At 27.9% G+C, this 18,039-nt stretch carries 24 protein-coding genes; 17 read left to right on the top strand and 7 right to left on the bottom strand.

What is annotated here, in order from left to right:
• Positions 1 to 5: 5 nt before the first annotated feature.
• Both rsfS and nadD read right to left on the bottom strand, forming a co-directional pair.
• A complete protein-coding gene (gene rsfS, locus CPEL_RS02155; RefSeq protein ID WP_044598431.1) occupies positions 6 to 335 on the bottom strand; it encodes a ribosome silencing factor in 330 nt (109 codons plus the stop codon).
• Positions 319 to 894: a nicotinate (nicotinamide) nucleotide adenylyltransferase gene (gene nadD, locus CPEL_RS02150; protein ID WP_044598430.1), complete on the bottom strand. Its 576-nt coding sequence runs from the start codon at positions 892 to 894 to the stop codon at positions 319 to 321. The genes rsfS and nadD overlap by 17 nt, the downstream gene beginning before the upstream one ends.
• A gap of 59 nt (positions 895 to 953) precedes the next feature.
• Here nadD and gap point away from each other — a divergent pair, with 59 nt between their 5' ends.
• The 8 genes from gap to CPEL_RS02110 all read left to right on the top strand — a co-directional run bounded on the left by gap (position 954) and on the right by CPEL_RS02110 (position 7,953).
• A complete protein-coding gene (gene gap, locus CPEL_RS02145) occupies positions 954 to 1,949 on the top strand; it encodes a type I glyceraldehyde-3-phosphate dehydrogenase (RefSeq protein WP_044598429.1) in 996 nt (331 codons plus the stop codon).
• Between the two features lies 1 nt (position 1,950).
• Positions 1,951 to 3,153 (top strand): phosphoglycerate kinase, encoded by a 1,203-nt coding sequence (locus tag CPEL_RS02140; protein WP_044598428.1) that lies wholly within the window; start codon positions 1,951 to 1,953, stop codon positions 3,151 to 3,153.
• On the top strand, positions 3,150 to 3,830 hold the full coding sequence (locus CPEL_RS02135; protein ID WP_044598427.1) for a triose-phosphate isomerase: 681 nt from the start codon (positions 3,150 to 3,152) through the stop codon (positions 3,828 to 3,830). Before CPEL_RS02140 ends, CPEL_RS02135 begins: the two co-directional genes overlap by 4 nt.
• Positions 3,831 to 3,833: 3 nt before the next feature.
• Entirely contained in the window at positions 3,834 to 5,468 is a 1,635-nt protein-coding gene (locus CPEL_RS02130) for a hydrogenase small subunit (RefSeq protein WP_044598426.1), read from the top strand.
• 125 nt (positions 5,469 to 5,593) lie between these two features.
• Positions 5,594 to 6,142: an invasion antigen I gene (locus tag CPEL_RS02125; RefSeq protein WP_044598425.1), complete on the top strand. Its 549-nt coding sequence runs from the start codon at positions 5,594 to 5,596 to the stop codon at positions 6,140 to 6,142.
• An 11-nt stretch (positions 6,143 to 6,153) separates the two neighbouring features.
• Positions 6,154 to 6,846 (top strand): dUTPase, encoded by a 693-nt coding sequence (gene dut / locus CPEL_RS02120; RefSeq protein WP_044598424.1) that lies wholly within the window; start codon positions 6,154 to 6,156, stop codon positions 6,844 to 6,846.
• On the top strand, positions 6,843 to 7,553 hold the full coding sequence (locus tag CPEL_RS02115; protein WP_044598423.1) for an EI24 domain-containing protein: 711 nt from the start codon (positions 6,843 to 6,845) through the stop codon (positions 7,551 to 7,553). Before dut ends, CPEL_RS02115 begins: the two co-directional genes overlap by 4 nt.
• The gene (locus CPEL_RS02110; protein WP_044599486.1) at positions 7,546 to 7,953 is read left to right on the top strand and encodes a pyridoxine 5'-phosphate oxidase family protein; all 408 of its coding nucleotides are present in this window, start codon (positions 7,546 to 7,548) and stop codon (positions 7,951 to 7,953) included. Before CPEL_RS02115 ends, CPEL_RS02110 begins: the two co-directional genes overlap by 8 nt.
• Before the next feature lie 35 nt (positions 7,954 to 7,988).
• On the opposite strand, the gene fldA is transcribed toward CPEL_RS02110, so the two are convergent.
• The 5 genes from fldA to CPEL_RS02085 form a co-directional block, all read right to left on the bottom strand.
• Entirely contained in the window at positions 7,989 to 8,480 is a 492-nt protein-coding gene (gene fldA / locus CPEL_RS02105) for a flavodoxin FldA (protein WP_044598422.1), read from the bottom strand.
• Entirely contained in the window at positions 8,481 to 9,173 is a 693-nt protein-coding gene (locus tag CPEL_RS02100) for a hypothetical protein (RefSeq protein ID WP_044598421.1), read from the bottom strand. It lies immediately after the preceding gene.
• 3 nt (positions 9,174 to 9,176) lie between these two features.
• On the bottom strand, positions 9,177 to 9,494 hold the full coding sequence (locus CPEL_RS02095; protein WP_044598420.1) for a DUF2325 domain-containing protein: 318 nt from the start codon (positions 9,492 to 9,494) through the stop codon (positions 9,177 to 9,179).
• 85 nt (positions 9,495 to 9,579) lie between these two features.
• Entirely contained in the window at positions 9,580 to 10,704 is a 1,125-nt protein-coding gene (gene truD / locus CPEL_RS02090) for a tRNA pseudouridine(13) synthase TruD (RefSeq protein ID WP_414437337.1), read from the bottom strand.
• A complete protein-coding gene (locus CPEL_RS02085; protein WP_044598418.1) occupies positions 10,682 to 11,503 on the bottom strand; it encodes a thiamine-phosphate kinase in 822 nt (273 codons plus the stop codon). The genes truD and CPEL_RS02085 overlap by 23 nt, the downstream gene beginning before the upstream one ends.
• 96 nt (positions 11,504 to 11,599) lie before the next feature.
• Here CPEL_RS02085 and CPEL_RS02080 point away from each other — a divergent pair, with 96 nt between their 5' ends.
• Genes CPEL_RS02080 through flgK form a run of 9 tightly spaced genes read left to right on the top strand, consistent with a single transcriptional unit; the run spans position 11,600 to position 18,039 of the window.
• Positions 11,600 to 12,238, top strand: coding sequence for a DUF5644 domain-containing protein (locus tag CPEL_RS02080; protein WP_049984564.1), 639 nt, complete (start codon positions 11,600 to 11,602; stop codon positions 12,236 to 12,238).
• Between the two features lie 10 nt (positions 12,239 to 12,248).
• Positions 12,249 to 12,941, top strand: coding sequence for an HdrB C-terminal domain-containing protein (locus CPEL_RS08685; RefSeq protein ID WP_049984563.1), 693 nt, complete (start codon positions 12,249 to 12,251; stop codon positions 12,939 to 12,941).
• A complete protein-coding gene (locus tag CPEL_RS02070) occupies positions 12,938 to 13,333 on the top strand; it encodes a hypothetical protein (protein WP_044598417.1) in 396 nt (131 codons plus the stop codon). The genes CPEL_RS08685 and CPEL_RS02070 overlap by 4 nt, the downstream gene beginning before the upstream one ends.
• Positions 13,326 to 13,988 (top strand): RsmD family RNA methyltransferase, encoded by a 663-nt coding sequence (locus CPEL_RS02065; protein WP_044598416.1) that lies wholly within the window; start codon positions 13,326 to 13,328, stop codon positions 13,986 to 13,988. Before CPEL_RS02070 ends, CPEL_RS02065 begins: the two co-directional genes overlap by 8 nt.
• Positions 13,989 to 14,043: 55 nt before the next feature.
• Positions 14,044 to 15,090 (top strand): flagellar basal body P-ring protein FlgI, encoded by a 1,047-nt coding sequence (locus tag CPEL_RS02060; RefSeq protein WP_044598415.1) that lies wholly within the window; start codon positions 14,044 to 14,046, stop codon positions 15,088 to 15,090.
• Positions 15,090 to 15,455, top strand: coding sequence for a rod-binding protein (locus CPEL_RS02055; RefSeq protein ID WP_044598414.1), 366 nt, complete (start codon positions 15,090 to 15,092; stop codon positions 15,453 to 15,455). The genes CPEL_RS02060 and CPEL_RS02055 overlap by 1 nt, the downstream gene beginning before the upstream one ends.
• Before the next feature lie 60 nt (positions 15,456 to 15,515).
• Positions 15,516 to 15,722 (top strand): flagellar biosynthesis anti-sigma factor FlgM, encoded by a 207-nt coding sequence (locus tag CPEL_RS02050; protein WP_044598413.1) that lies wholly within the window; start codon positions 15,516 to 15,518, stop codon positions 15,720 to 15,722.
• A 42-nt stretch (positions 15,723 to 15,764) separates the two neighbouring features.
• The gene (locus CPEL_RS02045; protein WP_044598412.1) at positions 15,765 to 16,199 is read left to right on the top strand and encodes a flagellar protein FlgN; all 435 of its coding nucleotides are present in this window, start codon (positions 15,765 to 15,767) and stop codon (positions 16,197 to 16,199) included.
• 10 nt (positions 16,200 to 16,209) lie between these two features.
• Positions 16,210 to 18,039 (top strand): flagellar hook-associated protein FlgK, encoded by a 1,830-nt coding sequence (gene flgK, locus CPEL_RS02040; RefSeq protein ID WP_044598411.1) that lies wholly within the window; start codon positions 16,210 to 16,212, stop codon positions 18,037 to 18,039.

The following is an 18,039-nucleotide window of genomic DNA, read 5'->3' as shown; positions in this document are numbered from 1 at the left end:
TTTTCCTAGTTATGATTTTCTTTATTTAAACTTTTTAAAAATTCTTCAATATTGTATTTTGCTCTATAAGTTTCACTCATTAAGTGAATCAAAATATCACCCAAATCAAGCACACTCCATTCTTCACTACTTTCTATATTTAAAAACTCTTCACCTTTACTTTTAAGATTAGTTTTTAAATCATCAATCAAAGAAAGCGCATGTCTTTCTCCCATAGTAGTGGCAATTACTACAAATTTAACAAAATAATCCTTATCTTGCATATCAAAAATTTCTATTAAATCTGCTTTTTTATCATCTAAAATCTGTACTATGTTATTAATTCTTTCTTGCATTGTTTTCCTTTTGTTGAATATTTTTAAATTTAGAATAATAAAGCTTAACTTCTTCTTTGATTTGCTCACAAACTTGTGATGTTTGCAAGGTTTGCCTTATAAAAGAAGAAGAAATATCTACTTTAGTATCTAAGGTTTTAAAATGTTGTGGTATAAAAATATCATCTCTTTTAGCTATAACAAATTCTACCAAATTTTGTAATCTTTCAAATTCATGCCATTTTTCAAGACTTTGTAAATGATCAGCTCCTAAAATAAGATAAAATTTTGAGATTTCATATGTTTTATACAAAAAATCAACACTTTCTATACTAGGCACAGGTCTTTGTTTTTTTATTTCAAAATCACAAATTTCAACTTTTTCCAAATCTCCCCAAATCATCTTACACCATTTTAAGCGTCTTTGTTCATTTGCAGTAAATTCTTGCTTAAATGGACTGATAAAAGTAGGCATAATAATGAGTTTATCAAGCTCTAAATTTGTTAGTGCATTAAAAACTATAGCATTATGCCCTAAATGAGGTGGATCAAAACTACCACCAAAAAGTGCGATTTTCATTAAAATTTAACCTTTTTTTAGTAGAATTTTACCTACTTAATCATAAAAAGGAAATGAAAATGGCTGTAAAAGTTGCAATAAATGGTTTTGGACGCATTGGAAGATGTGTTGCAAGAATTATCATGAAACGCGATGATATTGAGCTTGTAGCAATTAATGATACTACTGATATTGAACTCACAAAATATCTTTTTAAATACGACACTATTCATGGAGTATATGATGGTAATGTTGATAGCGAAGGTGATGATTTAATAATTGATAATAAAAAAATAAAAGTATTAAAAAGTAGAAATGTAGCTGATTTAGACTTTGCAAAATATGGTGCACAAATTGTTTTAGAATGTACTGGTGCACACTTAACCATGGAAAAATGTCAAGGATTTTTAGATCATGGAGTGCAAAAAGTTATCATGAGTGCACCTGCAAAAGATAAAACTCCAACTTATGTTTTAGGGGTAAATGCACATGAATACAAAGGCGAAAGTATCATCTCAAATGCAAGTTGTACTACCAACTGCTTAGGCCCAATTTGTAGAGTTTTGCAAGATAATTTTGGCATAGAAAAAGGTTTAATGACTACTATTCATGCATATACAAATGGACAAAGCATTATTGATGCAAAAGCAAGAGATAAAAGAAGATCGCGCGCTGCTGCACAAAACATCATCCCAACTTCAACTGGTGCAGCAAAAGCTATGAAGCTTGTTATGCCTGAACTTGATGGAAAATTACATGGCCAAAGCATGCGTGTGCCTGTAGCTGATGTATCAACCGTGGATTTGACTGCAACTTTAAAGAAAAAAGTAAGTAAAGAAGAAATCAACGAAGCTTTTAGAAAAGCAGCTACTAGCAATTTAAAAGGTTTATTATTAGTAGATGATGAAGAAAGAGTTTCAAGTGATTTTATAACTTGTTCATATGGAGCGATTGTAGCAAGTGATTTAACTCAAGTAATTTGTGATGATTTTGTTAAAGTAGTTGCTTGGTATGACAATGAGTGGGGATATTCTTCTCGTTTAGTAGATATGGCAGTATTTGTGGCAAAGGCTTAAAATGAGTAGTATTTTATCGATTAAAGATATTGATCTGGCAAAGAAAAAAGTATTTATTAGATGTGATTTTAATGTTCCTCAAGATGAGTTTTTAAATATAACAGATGATCGTCGTATTCGCTCAGCTATCCCTACCATAAGATATTGTTTGGATAATGGTTGTGCAGTTATCCTAGCTTCGCATTTAGGGCGCCCAAAAGAAATAGCTTCAAAATATTCTTTAGAACCGGTTGCAAAAAGACTTGCACGTTTAATGGCTAAAGAAGTCATCATGGCTAAAGATGTTATAGGTGAAGATGCAAAGAAAAAAGCTAGTGAATTAAAACCTAGTGAAATTTTAATTTTAGAAAATTTGCGTTTTGAAAAAGGAGAAACTAAAAATGATGAAAATTTAGCCAAAGAACTTGCTTCTATGGCTGATGTTTATATTAATGATGCTTTTGGAGTTTGCCATAGAGCCCATGCAAGTGTTGAAGCTATTACTAAATACTTTGATAATGCAAACAAAGGTGCAGGTTTTTTACTCCAAAAAGAAATAGAATTTGCAAGCAATCTCATCAAACACCCTGCGCGTCCTTTTGTAGCTGTAGTGGGTGGTTCTAAAGTGAGCGGTAAATTACAAGCTTTGACTAATTTACTTCCAAAAGTGGATAAACTCATCATCGGCGGAGGTATGGCCTTTACTTTCTTGAAAGCTCAGGGTTATGATATAGGAAATTCACTTTTAGAAGAAGATTTAATAGAAGAAGCAAATAAAATCTTACTCAAAGGTAAAAATTTAGGAGTGAAAATTTACCTTCCTGTGGATGTTACAGCAGCACAAACTTGTTCTCAAGAAGCAGTGATGAAATACACTCCTGTGCAAGAAATTCCTGCAGGTTGGATGGGGCTTGATATAGGTCCAGCTAGTGTAAGATTATTTAAAGAGGCACTTTCTGATGCTCAAACTATTTGGTGGAATGGGCCTATGGGAGTTTTTGAAATCGATAAATTCTCAAAAGGTAGCATTAAAATGAGCCATTATATTAGCGAATCTCATGCAACTACGGTAATAGGTGGTGGCGATACAGCTGATGTTGTAGCAAGAGCAGGCGATGCTGATGAGATGACTTTTATATCAACTGGCGGTGGAGCTTCTTTAGAGCTCATAGAAGGCAAGGAACTTCCTGGTGTAAAACCTTTGACTATAAAGGATAATGAATGATTTTTGCAGCAAATTTAAAGTGTAATCATACAAGATCAAGCTTTGAACTTTACGCTCAGGAATTAAATCAAAATTTAAATAAAGAAGATGAAATTTTCATCTTCCCACCAAGTACAGCTTTTTTAAAAGCAAATTTCACCTTTCATCAAGGAGCACAAAATTTTTATCCTTGTGAAAATGGAGCCTATACTGGAGAAATAGGTAAAACTCACTTAGAAGAATTTAATATCAAAAGTGTATTAATCGGCCATTCTGAAAGAAGAGCTTTAAATGAAGATGAAAGCTTTTTAAAAGCTAAATTTAATTTTGCTAAAAGTCTTGATTTTAACATTATTTATTGCATAGGTGAAAGTTTAGAAACTAAAAATGCTAACAAAAGCTTAGATTTTTTAAAAAAACAAATAGAAAATATTGATTTATCTTATAAAAAACTTATCATAGCTTATGAGCCTATTTATTCTATAGGCACAGGAGTAAGTGCCAATCTTAATGATATCAATACTATACTTAATTTTTTAAGAGAATTTACCAAAGCCAAACTTTTATATGGTGGAAGTGTTAATCAAAACAATATTAAAGAAATTTGTGCTTTAAAAAATTGTGATGGAGTTTTAATAGGTTCAGCTGCATTAAATGCAAATGATTTTTTAAATATGATACAAATAGCTAAAGGTTAAAAAATGTCTTTGGGCAATGAAGAATTAAAAAGCATATTAGAGCATAAAATTGCACTTTTAGAAAACTCACATAAAGAAGAAAAAAATATCTCATTAGAGGCTGTAAATTCCATCATTAAAATTTTAGGTTTACCAAATGATTTTAGCTCTTTAGCACATAGATATTTTCAACTTCACACCCCACCTAGCCTTATATGGCTTCATTTAAGTGAATGCACAGGGTGTAGTGAGAGTTTACTTAGAACTTCATTGCCTGATTTTTTGGATTTAATTTTTGATTTTATTTCTTTAGAATATCATGAAACCTTTATGAGTGCAAGCGGACACCAAGCAGAATCACATTTAGAAGAAGTTTTAGAAAAAAAAGATTTTATTTTAGCTGTTGAGGGTGGGGTTTGTGCGATAGATCCTTTTTATCTAACCATAGGAGCACATGGTGAAAATGGATATGAAATTTTACAAAAATGTGCTAAAAATGCTAAAACAATTTTTGCTATGGGAACTTGTTCAAGCTATGGAGGAATTCAAGCTGCACATCCAAACCCTACCAAAAGTATAGGAATTTCTAAAGTCTTAGAAGAAAAAATCATCAATATACCAGGTTGCCCTCCAAGTGATGTAAATATCATTGCAGCACTTTGTTTTTATATATTATTTGAGCAAGATATGGCTTTAGATGAGCAAAATAGACCTTTAGCTCTTTATGGAAAATGCTTACATGATTTATGTGAAAGAAAGGCTAAATTTGAAGCAGGAAATTTTGCTCAAAGTTTTGATGATGAAAGCATTAAAGAAGGCTATTGTCTTTTTAAAATAGGCTGCAAAGGGCCTTATGCTTACAATAACTGCCCTAAAGTTAAATTTAATTCCAAAACATCTTGGCCAGTAGCTGCAGGACATGGTTGTATTGCTTGTAGTGAAGAAAATTTTTGGGATGATTTTGGTTTTTATGAAAAACCTATGAGTAATGAGTTTGCTTATAATGATTTTTCTATTATATTAGATGATAAAATAACTTATAATAGCTCTAGTAATGAGCTTAATTCTGATAATATTTTGCTTGATTTAGAAAGTGATATCAGTGGGATTTTTTATCAAAATAATACAAAAATTAATTTTTTAGATTTTAGTTTTGAAGCTAATCCTAAAGTTTTTTTAAATAATTTTGCAAAAACCAAAATGGCTATAATTTTAAGTGAAAATTATCAAAAATATTTCAAAGATTATTATGATTTTATACAAAAAAATTACGATGATGAAAGTAAAACTAGCAATAATATATTAGATTTATTTTATTTTATATATCCATTTATTAGTGGAAAAAAATTAAACCATTTAGATGAGTTTTTAGATCTTGCTTTAGCTTATAAATTTAAACATCCTAGCAAATTTGATTTTAAAACCACTATTACTGACAAGGCAAAAATTGACATATCAAAATCTCTTAGAATGCCTTTAATATATATGCTTGGTGGCCTTGATAAAAATGCAATTGCCTTTGGGTTGATTTTTTCAATAAAAGAGCACTTAAAACAAGCGCTAAAAGCTTGTAAAAGCAATCATAACAAAAAAGAAATTTTAATACATACAAAAAATGAAAAATTACTAAAAATATTTTGGGATTTAACGAGCATTTAAAAACTTAATGTTAAAATATTTTTCTCCCTAAATATTTGAAATTTGCAAAGTAAAAACTTTGCAAATTTTATTTAAGATTTAACTATTTTGACGATGTAGTTTTATCTTGATTTGAAAGGAAGAAAATGCAAATATCTAGTTTAAATTCTCAAAGTTTTTCAATGGACATTAAAACAAAAAGTGGTAATCAGCTTTCATTTTCAATGTATGACAAAAAAGAAGCAAAATTTGAAAAAGATGGAGATTTGGCTTCCTTAAACCTTAGAAATCAATTTGGTTTTTCCTTTTCTTACACTGGAACAAAACTAACACAAGATGATATAAATGAAATCAAAGAAGCAGTAGCTAAAATACAACCTCAAATCGATGAATTTATGAAAAACTCAAGAGTAGGAAGTTTAAAACCAAAAGAATTAATCACAACTGCAATGAAAATTGGCAATGCATTACCTGAATCAAAAACCAATGAACATAAAAAAGCTACATTACATGAACTTTTAAACACCATGGATAAAAGCTTAAAACAAGAAATGAATAAAACCAATCTTGCTGATATTAAAAAACAAATTTTTCAAGATAGTGCAAAATTACTAGAAGAAATTTGGAAACAATACGAAAATCAAGAAAAGAAAAAAGAAGAAGAAAATAATAAAGAATTTGGATTTTACGCTTAATAAGGAAAAAAATGGAAGTAAAAGATATTTTAAAAAGCATGCTAGAACTCCAGCAAAAATTAAACGATGATACCAATGGTATAGGTTGGGAAAATGGTTACACCAAAGAAGGTAAATTAATAAGTTTTAGAAGATGTATTTATATGGAGTGTGCTGAGCTTATAGATTCTTTTGCATGGAAACACTGGAAAAGCATACACACTCCTGCAAATTGGGACAATGTTCGCATAGAAATTGTTGATATTTGGCATTTTATCCTTAGTTTGATATTGGAAGAATATAAAGAAAAACAAATAAATGATAAAAATTTCATCGCAGAAGAAGTTTCTTCTGTGACTTTTTTTGATGATTTTTGCAAAGAAACTTCCAATCCAACTGATGCGGATATCTATGGAATTTTAAACGACATAGAACTTATCATTCACAAATGTAGTGGATTTGATTATGATTTAGGCGAGCTTTTAAGTGTGTATTTTGTTTTGGCTAGAAAATGTGGCCTAAATTTCTTTGAACTTTATAGAATTTACATTGGAAAAAATATTCTCAATCAATTTAGACAAGAAAATGGTTATAAAGAAGGTATGTATAAAAAAATATGGAACGGCATAGAAGATAACGATGTTTTAAGTCAAATTTTAAAAGAAACTTTAGAGTATAAAGAAATTTACAAAAAATTACAAAATGCTTATAATGATGCAAAATGACTATTTTTTACTTAAGCTTGCAAGATTTTCTTAGCAAGCCTTTTTTAAAATTTTCTTTATTGCCTTTGGTTTTTAGTTTAATTTTATTTAGTTTTTTAGTATTTTATACTTATGATTTATTTTTTTCTTATATTGATGAAATAATCAATGGAACTTTTCTAGCATGGTTTTTTAGTTTTTCTATTGTTCAATTTTCCTTAGCATTTTTAAGTGCCATAGGCGGATTTTTCATAATAATATTTGCTTGTGTTTTTTTTACTATGTTTATTATTTCTTTTTTAACTCCTTATATTGTAAAAAAAATAAACCAAAAATACTATAATTATTCTATAGAAAATGAAATAAGTTTTTTAGAAGTTTTATTTAAAGCATTTAAATTTATACTATTTTTTTGTATATTATTTATAATAGCTACTTTTTTACTTATTATGCCTTTTGTTAGTATTATAATTTACTATGGAGTGTTTTACTATTTATTTCATAAACTTTTAATACTAGATGTTCTTAGCAATGTTTTAGATAAAAAAAATTTTAATGAATTTTATAAAAATTCATCACCATTATATTTTAAAATAAGCACATTAGTGTTTTTTATTCTATCAAGCATTCCTTTATTTGGCTTATTTTTACAGGTATTTTATGTTATTTTTTTAACTCATTTAAGTTATCAAAAAATTTTAAATTTGAAAGCTAAACATGATGGATGAAAGAATCAAAAATTTTATTCGTTCTCAAAAATTATTAAATTTAAGTATGATAGATGAGGATAATGGGGTTTATTGTGCAAGTTGTTATTATGCTTTTGATGAAAAAGCACTAGCATTAGTTTTTGCAAGCAAAGAGCATACAAAACACATAAAGCTTTCTTATAAAAATCCAAAAGTTGCCATAAGCATTGCTTTAGATACAGATATTATTAATCTCATTAAAGGAGTTCAAATTAAAGCTAAATTTTCTAAAGCTTCAAAAGAACAAGAAAATTTATATTTTCAAAAATTTCCTTTTGCAAAATTTTCTAAAGCTTCAATATTTTCTTTACAAATTCAATGGGCAAAATATACTGATAATAAAATACTATTAGCAAAAAAGCTAGAATTTTCAGTTTAAATAATATAGATGCTGTTTATAGCATCTATATTGTATTAAGAAAATGAGGGTTTGATTTGTTCAATCCAAACATCAATTCTACTTTCAGTTAAGTCTTCATGGTTATCATTATCTAATGCAAGTCCAACGAATTTATCACCTTCTACTGCATCACTTGCTTCAAAAGTATAGCCTCCAGTAGATACCGCACCAACTAAATTCGCACCTGCTGCTTTTAAAGCTTGAGCAAGTTTACCCATAGCACTACAATAAGTATCAGAATAACTCTCACTATCACCCATACCAAAAACCGCTATAGTCTTACCACTAAGACTTAAAGCAGAAAAATCAAAACCATCCCAATCATCTTGCAAATCTCCACTTCCCCAAGTTGAAGTTCCGCAAATTAATTTATCATAAGAATTTATTTTATCTGCATCAATATCTGCTATATTTAATACATCTGAAATTCCTAATTTTTGAGCAATCATATTCGCCGCACCTTCAGTATTTCCCATAGAACTACCATAAATTACCGCTATTGACATTTATTTTCTCCTTAAAATTTGGTTATTAATAGTATAAGGCACTAATTTTAACAAAGTTTTTTTATTTTCGCATAAAAAATGTTTGATTTCCATACATTGTGTAAAATTTTTATTTCTAGGATACACAATATAGAATTTTTCAAAATTATTTTCCTGTATAAATTTTAAAGCACCTTGTATATCATTATTTTTATCCATGACAAAACAAGCTTTGATTGCAATTTTATTATCTAAAATAATGATATCTTTTATAAAATTAATTTTTATACTTTGGTTGCTTTTGCTTATTTTATCCAAAACAAAACTTTCAAAGGCAAATTGTGTATTTATCATAAATCCATCATTAAAAAATACATTGTAAATTAGTCTTGCTAAAGATGTTTTTGGAATTTTTACACCAATATCACGCAAAGAAAATTCGTTCATCAAAAACGCTTGTATTATTTTGTGCGAGTAAGGGCAAAAAGATTTTGCTCTCTTGAAATTTAAAGGCTTTTGATTTAGCATATCCTTGATTTTTAACTCAAAAATATTTCTTAAACTATTAGCTTTATATGCGTATTTATAGGCAATTTTCATTTCATCATCAACCAAAGCATTATATAAATTTAAAAAAATATAATTTATTTTTTGTTGATGTAAATCATGAAAAATTTCAGGGATTATTTCATTTTTTCCATAAAAACCAAACATAAATTAACCTTTTTTAAGGCATTGATATTCTTGCTCTAAGCCAAAAACCTTACAATACTCACAATACACACAACTTACACTACGCTTTGCGCAAACTAAAGGTATATTGCGTTTTTTTGCTTCTGTTTTTATTTTTTTCATGGTATTATGATTTAAAAAACTTGTAAGCATAACTATACATTCAGTATTTTGAGGGATAGGTTTTTTATTTACTCTATTTTCATTTCTAGCATCCCAATGCTCTATATTTTTTGCACCTAAATTTGTCAAAACTGCTTTAATAGGAGTTATCTCATCTGCTCCAATAACTAAAACCGACATTGAGTTTCCTTTTATAAAAATGATAATTGTTATTATAATTTATAAAAGATAAATTTTTTCTGATATTTAATATCATTTTTAAAAATTATGCATTATGTGTATGCTCAAAAATATCCATGTGCAAAATTTCTTCTAAAACTACGGTTGCATAAGAGCCTTTTTGTAAAAAAAACTCTAAGTTAAAATGTGCTTTTTCCTCATCATAATTGTATTTGCATTCTTCTAAATAAGCCCACATAAAACGCCTTGAACCTTGCATTTTATTTTTAAATTCATAAACAGATGAAAAAATATCATCTTCTAATTTTTTAGCTAATCCTTCACCCACTTCAAAAGCTTTAGAGCCTACCAAAAGCCCCATTACACTTATATCTTTTTTATTAAATCTTTCTAGTTCATTTGGTAAATCTTCGCATATAAAACATTTTCCAAAAGGATAATGCCCCAATACATCACCTTTTAAAATTTTAAAAAAATGTTTTTGTTTTTTTAAACTCTTAATTTCTGATTTTTCTAAATTATAAATTTGTCTTATCTCTGCTTCGTTAAAATCATTTATAAAATGAGAAAATTCTATTCTTTTACTTAAATATTTATTAAAAAGTTCACTCTGAAAAGCAGAAATCAAAAAATCTTGCATTTTTTTATTTTTTATTTTTTTGCCCTTTAAAATCTCTAAACCTTGTAAAAAATTATCTTGAAATTTACCAAAACGCTGATAACCAAAATAATTAGCAAAACCTTGTTCTTGAATATTTTTAAAAGCTTGCTCAATTTTTAAAGCATCTACTTTTGAAACTTTTTTTAATCTAATAAAAAAAGAGTTTCCTTTTAAATGCCCTATTCTAAGTTTATTATCATGATAAAAACTTTCTAAAATTTTCATCTTATCGTGTTTAAAATTTTTTAAATTTTCTTCATTTTTTTTAGGCATTGAAATATACTGCGTTGTTAAGCCTTGCTTATCCTTAAGTCCGCAATATCCAAAATCTCTCATTTTAACGCCACTTTGTTCGCTTAAAATTCTTAAAGCTTCACTAGTACTAAGATCTTTTTTTTGTATATGCAAGATCAAATGCTCGCCTTTGCCACTAAATTCATATAAAGGCTTTTCTCTAACCACAAAATCATTGCTATTTTTAGAAAAATATACATTTATTGGACTATGTTTTAATACATATAAGGGTTTAGAAATGATGCTCTTTTCCATAAAATTTATACCTTCCTGTTATTGTTTTTGCAAAAATATTCAATTTAACTCTATGTTTTTTAGCCATATTTTGTATAAATGCTTTGTGTTTTTTATCAAAAGCAAATAATAATTCATACTCTTCTGCGCTATTTAAAATAAATTTATTTAATTTTTTAAAAAATTTTGCATTAAGTTGATTTAAAAAAAGCATTCTTGATAAATCTTTATTTAAACCATCTGATATATCCATACTTACTCTAACTTTTTTAGCTATATCATAAAAAAAATTCTGTCTTAAATTAGGCTTTATAAAACGATGGTTAGAATGTAATTTACCACCTCGATATAAAATATTTAAACCTTTTAAACTTTCACCTAAATTTCCACTAAAAGCTAAAAGATCACCTTTTTTTAAACCTTTTCTATAAATAGCTTTTTGATTAATTTTTGATATAATTGTAACACTAATATCAATATTTTTTCCAGCTATAGTATCTCCGCCAATTATTTGTATTTTAAAATCTTTTGCAGTATTTAATAATCCTTTTTGTAAAGCCTTAATTTGCTTCATATCTAAATATTTTGGCAAAGAAAGTCCCAAAAGAGCATATTTTGGAGTAGCATTCATAGCTATTGCATCTGAAATATTAACCAACATTGCTTTTGCACCAATTTGTTCTAATTTCATCCATGATGTTTTAAAATGAATATTTTCACAAAATAAATCCTTAGAATAACAATATCCATCAACAACCGCTCCATCATCTCCATTAATAGAGTTAGCAAAGGCACTTATAATCAAATTTTCCTTATCCATGTGAGTATTTTATACAAAAAAGCTTTTATTTTATATAATAATCAAATTTTTATAAGTTTAAAATGTATATAATGAAAAATATTATAAGGATAAAATATGCAAATAACTTTGAAAATTTTTCGTTTTGATAAAAATAATGATTATTTAGCTTATTATAAACCCTATGTTTATAATAGTAGTGAATTTGAGAGTGTTTATGATCTTCTTGTTCAAATTAAAAAAGATGATATATATTTTAATTTTGAAGAAAATCCAGAAAGTTGTATAAAAGTTAATCAAGTTGCAATAAGACAAAGAAGAAAACTAGAAAATATAGCTAAGCAATTTGGTAAAGAACTCATTTTAGAACCACTAGATACTAAAAGAGCTACTAAAGATTTAATCATGGATAAAAGCGATTTTTTGGAAAAATTAGACTATTTTAAAGGTCTTATTGATATCCATGATATAGAACTTTACAAGCAATATGATTTTTTATACTACACTAGTGAAGTAAGGGAATTTTTACCTGAATATCTTGGTGATAGCTTTTTTATCTTTGCTTATAAAATGATTTTAAAATACCCAGAAAAAGCGCCTCAGTTTCTAAAATTAGTTGCAGATGAAAAAAAAGGAATTTATTATCACACTAGATTTAAAAATTTTATATCCGCTAATGAATTAGACTATGAATCTTATATTAAAGAATTAAAAGTTATGCTTGTAAAATCAGGTCTTGCAAGAAGTATTTTTTAAGGGATAAAAAATGTATAATATTTACACAAACAGCAATAATGATTTATTTTGTCATTTTGATATTATAAAAGATGCTTTAGAAGTAGTTGGAATTAAAAGCACACTTTGTGAAAAACCTTTAGGGAAAAATTATTTTATTATTGATTATGATCCAAAAGATATCTTACAAGAATACGCAGCAATGTTAAAAGAAGATAATATTCTAGCATGCGAATATAGTTCTTATGAGATTATACAAAAAATAGAAAAAGTCCAATATGCTCCACAAATTTTTTTAGAAAATTTAAAAACAGAACACATTAAACATTATTTTAAACAATTTAACATAGGAGTATATCAAGGTTTTTGTGATGCAAAATGTTCTTTAGAACTTGCCAAAATGGTAGATGCAAATATTATTGATTTTGAAAGAAAATACAAAAGCTGTGGATATGGTTTTTTAAATTTAAATGCTAAATTGGCATTTGAATGTGCTGCTGCAATAGTATTAGATGCTTATGATAGTGGATGTGATTTTTTAATAGTAGAAAATTTCTATTCTTTTTATATGTTTGATAAATGTGCAAAAGAATTACAAGCTGTATCAAATAGAAATTTTGAAGATTTTTATATACTAAGTTTTGCAGAATTTGCAAACTTAGCTTTAGGTATAATACCGCATACTTTAAAAAAACATAAATTAAAAGTGAGTTTAGTAGGATGAAAATTGCCCTTGAATGTAAAGATTTGATTTTGGAGAAAACTTTAGAAATAGCTTTGAAAGATTTTTTAGTTTTGAAAAAAGATTGCGACTTTATCGTTTGTGATGAAAAAATTAATACACAAAAACCTCAATTTATCATTAATAAAAAATCTAATTTTCTTACATTGCCTTTTAGTATGGAAGAATTACTTTGCGCCTTAAATGATTTTAATACAAGTTTGCAAAATATTGCATATAAAATAGCCTTGCGCGAGAAAAAAATAATGAATCAAAAATGCGAAGCAATTTTGGAAAAATTGCGTCAAGAAAGTCATCAAAAAATTGATGAAATATTTGATTTTTATAAAATAGAGCTTAAAAATCTTATCAAAGATGATAACAATAATGCATAAAATACAAGATTATCAGAATGTAAAAGATTTCTTAAAATCTTACAAGCCAAAAGAAGAAAAAAAAGAAAAATCAAAAAAGAAAAATCAAAAAATCTACACTATTATTGAAAGTGGAATTTACAAAGGTAAAAAAATTTTACTTCCTAGTTTAAATACCACAAGAAGCACTAAAAGCATAGTAAAATCATGTGTTTTTAATGTATTGCGTTATTCTTTGCAAGATAAAATTTTTATAGAAGCTTTTGGGGGAAGTGCTTTAATGGCCTTAGAAGCAAGAAGTAATGGTTGTTTAAAGAGTTATGCTATAGAAAAAGATAAAAAAGCTTATGAGGTAGCTTTAAAAAATGCTTCTAGCATTGATAAAAATACTATTTGTTTTAATGATGATACTTTTAAAAAAACCCCTCAAATCATTCAAAATTCCAAAGAGAATATCATCTTATATCTTGATCCTCCATTTGATATCAGAGAAGGGTTTTTTGATATTTATGAAAAAACTTTAAAATTGATAGAAAATATACAAAATTCAAATGTAAAAATTATTATTATTGAACATCATAGTTCTTTTAAAACCCCAGATAAAATACAAAATTACAATAAAACAAAAGAAAAAAAATTTGGCTCTACTAGCTTGAGTTTTTACTCGCTTGTATAAATTGGAACTTTTTTTGCTTTTATGCTAAAAATAGCATAGATTAAAGGAATAATCGATGAGAATATTATTATTTTGCTTAGTTTTAAATCTAAGTGTTTTTGCAGCTACTATCAAAGAGCTTACCAATGTAGTAGGTGTTAGAGATAACCAACTTATAGGATATGGTTTGGTTGTTGGTTTAAATGGAAGTGGTGATGGCACAAGTAGTGAATTTACCTTACAATCTATTTCAAATATGCTCCAAGGTATGAATGTAAAAGTTAGCCCAGGTGATATAAAATCAAAAAATACAGCCGCTGTAATGGTTACTGCAAAACTTCCTGCTTTTGCAAGAAGTGGTGATAAACTTGATGTAAGCGTAGCTTCTTTAGGTGATGCAAAATCTTTACAAGGTGGAACCCTACTTATGACAGCCCTAAAAGGAGTTGATGGTGAAATTTATGCTGTAGCTCAAGGTTCTTTAGCAATAGGTGGACTTAGTCCAAGGCCAGGTGCAGCAGGAACACACTCAACCTCAGCTAATGTAATGAATGGCGCTGTTGTTGAAAGAGAAATTCCTCAAAATTTTAGCCAAAATGATGATTTAATTTTGAGTTTAAAAGAAGCAGATTTTAAAACAGCTAACAATATAGAAAGAGTTTTAAATACTATTTTTGATACAGATATAGCAAAAGCTTTAGATTCTAGAACTATTAAATTAACAAAGCCTGAAGAATTTTCTCATGTTGAATTTATGGCAAGAGTGTTAGAACAAGATATAGCTTATACTCCAGAGAGTAAGGTAATTATAGATGAAAGAACAGGAACTATAGTAGCAGGAGTAAATATAGAAGTTGAACCTATATTAATCACTCACAAAGATATTACTATAAAAATTGATCCAAATAATACCGTTGCTTTAGGGCAAAATGAAATTGATATGAAAGATGGTGGTATTTTAGATCCAGTATCTAATACTTTAAAAATTACAAATAGCAAAACAACGGTAGCAAACATAGCAAGAATGTTAAATAAACTCGGAGCAGCTCCAAATGATATTATAGCTATTATGCAAAATTTAAAAAGAGCTGGCGCAATTAGCGCTGAATTAGAGGTGATATGATGAGAGTTGATAATTATTTAGCAAGTAAAAACTATAGCAGTGAACTTTATGAAAGCATTACTAAACATAACAATAGCTATAAAGCCGCTAAAAACTATGCAGATAGTGCTTTTAAAAATGATATTGCTCATATACAAACACTAAGTGATGAGGATAAAGCTTTAAAAGAACAAACTGATGCTTTTGAAGCTTTTTTAATCAAAAGTGTTTTAGATATTTCTTTAAAGCAAGAAAATTCTTTATTTGGAAAAGATGCAAGTGATGAAATTTATTCTTCAATGTATAATGACACTATGAGTAAGGCTTTAAGCGGTGGTTTAGGTTTTTCAAAATTATTATTTGATTATTTAAAAGAAAGGGGTTAAGTTATTTTTTTAAGTGTCGATATAGTTCTTAGAGTTTTTCGATAGAACTGGAGGCTTAAAATGATAAATCCTATACATCAAACTTATGTAGCTCAAGTTGCTACTAGTGATTTGAACAAAACAGAAAATAAAGAAAACAACAAGGCAAAAGAAACTCAAAAGGTAGAAGAAAGTAAAGTATCTTTAATTGCTTCTCAAATTAAAAATGGTGAGTATAAAATAGACTTACAAGCCACATCAAAAGCAATAGCAGATTCTTTATTATAATTTTTATCCTTTTTTGGGTTTAGCCTAAGAAAGGATAAAAAAATGGTAAAACAATACTTAGACGAAACAAATTCTATATTAGAAAAACTCATCAATCTTACTATAGAAGATATCACTCAAATTCAAGCTGCAAACCATCAATATGTTAGCAAAAGTGTGGAAGATAAAACCAAACTTGTTAACGATTTTCAAATAGCTAAAAAAAATCTAGATAAAGCTTTAGTAGATTTAAGCAATCAAGGAAATAATAAAGGTTTAGATGAACTCTTAGATGATGAAGATAAGGAAAAACTTGCTCTTTTGAAGCAAAATTTAAATACTTTACACCAAAAAAATAAAGAATACGCAAAATTAGTCTTAGTAATAAAAGATTTTTACGACAAACTTTTAAATACCATGTTTGAACAAAATGGAACAAATAATGCTTATGGAGATAAAAAAACAATTCCAGATTCATTGTTTAAAATCAATGTTTAAAGGCTAAAAAATGGGAATTTTTGATAGTTTATACACTGGAGTTAGCGGTATTAAAGCTGCTGAACTTCAAATTAATACCACTGGCAATAATATCTCTAATGCAAATGCAGTATTTTACACTAGACAAAGAGCAGTTCAAAGTTCTGCTATGTCTATTGATAGAGGTGGATTACATTTAGGAACAGGAACCCAAATAGATACTATTAAAAGATTGCACGATGAGCATTCTTATTATAAACTAAAAAATGCCTCTACTCAGCAACAATATACAGATTATCTAGGAAGAATTTTACAAGAAGCAAGCCAAAGATTTCCTGACATGCAAGGAACTGGTATTTTACAAGATTATAAAAATTATTATGATGCATGGAATAACTTTGCTTCTAATCCAAGTGATGGAGCAAGTAAAATAGATCTTGTTGAAAGTGCAAACACACTTACCCAAAATATACAAAAAACATTACAAGCACTTGACAAAATGCAACAAACCGTTAATGAGGAAATTAGACAAACGGTAGATGAAATTAATAATATTGGTGAAGAAATTGCAAATATTAATAAACAACTTGAGAATGAAGAAGTTTTACCTACAGATAATGCAAACCAATTAAGAGACAGAAGAGATGAGCTAGAGCTTAGGCTTTCAAAATTAGTAGATGCTGTTGCTTGGAAAGGTAAAAGTACCCAAGATAGCACTTTAGAATCAACTATGACTGATTCTGGAAGGTATTATGATCTTAGCATACAAGGTTTTAGCATAGTTAATGGATCAAGCTTTCATCCTTTAAAACTTGACAATAAAAATCCACAAGGATTTTATGAAATTTCTTATGAAGTTAATGATGAAAACAGATATGATTTAACAAAAAAAATAACTGGGGGACAACTTGGTGCTCAACTTGATTTAAGAGGTAGAAATTATGATGGCAATACCCATTCTTTTAGTGATGGAATTTTACAAGAATATAAAGATATGTTAAATACTTTTACAAAAACTCTTATCACTCAAACCAATAATGTTTATGCTCAAGCAGCAACAGATAGAGTGAATTCAGATGATTTAAAAGGTTTAAAAGCAAATACTTCTTTGATGAGTTATGATAAAAATATCCAAGCAGGAAGCTTTGAATTAACTGTGTATAATGACAAAGGCGATCCAGTAGCTAAAAGAACAATAAAAATCGATGTTAATACCACCATAGAAGATGTTATTAGACAAATTAACGCAGATGTTGATGATACAGGTGATTTAAACAACGGAAATGATTTGGATGATTATTTTAAAGCATTTTATCATTATGATGGACAAAGTGATAGTGGAAATTTTCAAATCAATGGTTTAAAAGAAGGTTACAAAATAGCCTTTAAAGATAATGGGACCAATTTTCCTGGTGCTTTAAATGTATCATCATTTTTCAACGGACAAGATGCAAGCAATATCAATGTAAATTCAAGTATAAGAAATGATCCAAATACTTTAAAAGCTAGTTCTAGTGGTGTTGATGGAAATAACGATGTAGCAAATGCAATGCTACAGCTTCAAACTCAAAAAGTTAATTTTTATAACAAAGATGGAACGGTAGATACCATGGCTTTAGATGGATATTATAGAAAATTTACAGGCCAAATTGCCTCTAATGCAGAAAGTAATAATTTTACGCATGCTACCAATACAACGGTTTATAACACAGTGTATGCAGAATATCAATCTAAAAGCGGTGTTAATACAAATGAAGAACTTGCCGCTCTTATACAATATCAAGCAAGCTATGGAGCAGCAGCTAAAATAGTAACCACAGTAGATCAAATGCTAGATACCTTGCTTGGCTTAAAATCATAA

Source organism: Campylobacter peloridis LMG 23910, assembly GCF_000816785.1.
GTDB lineage: Bacteria > Campylobacterota > Campylobacteria > Campylobacterales > Campylobacteraceae > Campylobacter_D > Campylobacter_D peloridis.
The sequence above is the reverse complement of the archived record's forward strand: the minus strand, read 5'-3'. Positions and strand labels throughout refer to the sequence as shown.

Excerpts from the sequence above, each read along its gene's own strand:
- CPEL_RS02045 (WP_044598412.1), top strand. The coding sequence starts at position 15,765 with ATGGTAAAACAATACTTAGACGAAACAAATTCTATATTAGAAAAACTC.
- gap (WP_044598429.1), top strand. The coding sequence starts at position 954 with ATGGCTGTAAAAGTTGCAATAAATGGTTTTGGACGCATTGGAAGATGT.
- CPEL_RS02060 (WP_044598415.1), top strand. The coding sequence starts at position 14,044 with ATGAGAATATTATTATTTTGCTTAGTTTTAAATCTAAGTGTTTTTGCA.
- CPEL_RS02050 (WP_044598413.1), top strand. The coding sequence starts at position 15,516 with ATGATAAATCCTATACATCAAACTTATGTAGCTCAAGTTGCTACTAGT.
- CPEL_RS02070 (WP_044598417.1), top strand. The coding sequence starts at position 12,938 with ATGAAAATTGCCCTTGAATGTAAAGATTTGATTTTGGAGAAAACTTTA.
- CPEL_RS02095 (WP_044598420.1), bottom strand. The coding sequence starts at position 9,494 with ATGTCGGTTTTAGTTATTGGAGCAGATGAGATAACTCCTATTAAAGCA.
- flgK (WP_044598411.1), top strand. The coding sequence starts at position 16,210 with ATGGGAATTTTTGATAGTTTATACACTGGAGTTAGCGGTATTAAAGCT.
- CPEL_RS08685 (WP_049984563.1), top strand. The coding sequence starts at position 12,249 with ATGTATAATATTTACACAAACAGCAATAATGATTTATTTTGTCATTTT.
- nadD (WP_044598430.1), bottom strand. The coding sequence starts at position 894 with ATGAAAATCGCACTTTTTGGTGGTAGTTTTGATCCACCTCATTTAGGG.
- CPEL_RS02065 (WP_044598416.1), top strand. The coding sequence starts at position 13,326 with ATGCATAAAATACAAGATTATCAGAATGTAAAAGATTTCTTAAAATCT.
- CPEL_RS02125 (WP_044598425.1), top strand. The coding sequence starts at position 5,594 with ATGCAAATATCTAGTTTAAATTCTCAAAGTTTTTCAATGGACATTAAA.
- CPEL_RS02100 (WP_044598421.1), bottom strand. The coding sequence starts at position 9,173 with ATGTTTGGTTTTTATGGAAAAAATGAAATAATCCCTGAAATTTTTCAT.
- fldA (WP_044598422.1), bottom strand. The coding sequence starts at position 8,480 with ATGTCAATAGCGGTAATTTATGGTAGTTCTATGGGAAATACTGAAGGT.
- rsfS (WP_044598431.1), bottom strand. The coding sequence starts at position 335 with ATGCAAGAAAGAATTAATAACATAGTACAGATTTTAGATGATAAAAAA.
- truD (WP_414437337.1), bottom strand. The coding sequence starts at position 10,704 with ATGGAAAAGAGCATCATTTCTAAACCCTTATATGTATTAAAACATAGT.
- CPEL_RS02055 (WP_044598414.1), top strand. The coding sequence starts at position 15,090 with ATGAGAGTTGATAATTATTTAGCAAGTAAAAACTATAGCAGTGAACTT.
- CPEL_RS02110 (WP_044599486.1), top strand. The coding sequence starts at position 7,546 with ATGGATGAAAGAATCAAAAATTTTATTCGTTCTCAAAAATTATTAAAT.
- dut (WP_044598424.1), top strand. The coding sequence starts at position 6,154 with ATGGAAGTAAAAGATATTTTAAAAAGCATGCTAGAACTCCAGCAAAAA.
- CPEL_RS02085 (WP_044598418.1), bottom strand. The coding sequence starts at position 11,503 with ATGGATAAGGAAAATTTGATTATAAGTGCCTTTGCTAACTCTATTAAT.
- CPEL_RS02115 (WP_044598423.1), top strand. The coding sequence starts at position 6,843 with ATGACTATTTTTTACTTAAGCTTGCAAGATTTTCTTAGCAAGCCTTTT.
- CPEL_RS02080 (WP_049984564.1), top strand. The coding sequence starts at position 11,600 with ATGCAAATAACTTTGAAAATTTTTCGTTTTGATAAAAATAATGATTAT.
- CPEL_RS02135 (WP_044598427.1), top strand. The coding sequence starts at position 3,150 with ATGATTTTTGCAGCAAATTTAAAGTGTAATCATACAAGATCAAGCTTT.
- CPEL_RS02140 (WP_044598428.1), top strand. The coding sequence starts at position 1,951 with ATGAGTAGTATTTTATCGATTAAAGATATTGATCTGGCAAAGAAAAAA.
- CPEL_RS02130 (WP_044598426.1), top strand. The coding sequence starts at position 3,834 with ATGTCTTTGGGCAATGAAGAATTAAAAAGCATATTAGAGCATAAAATT.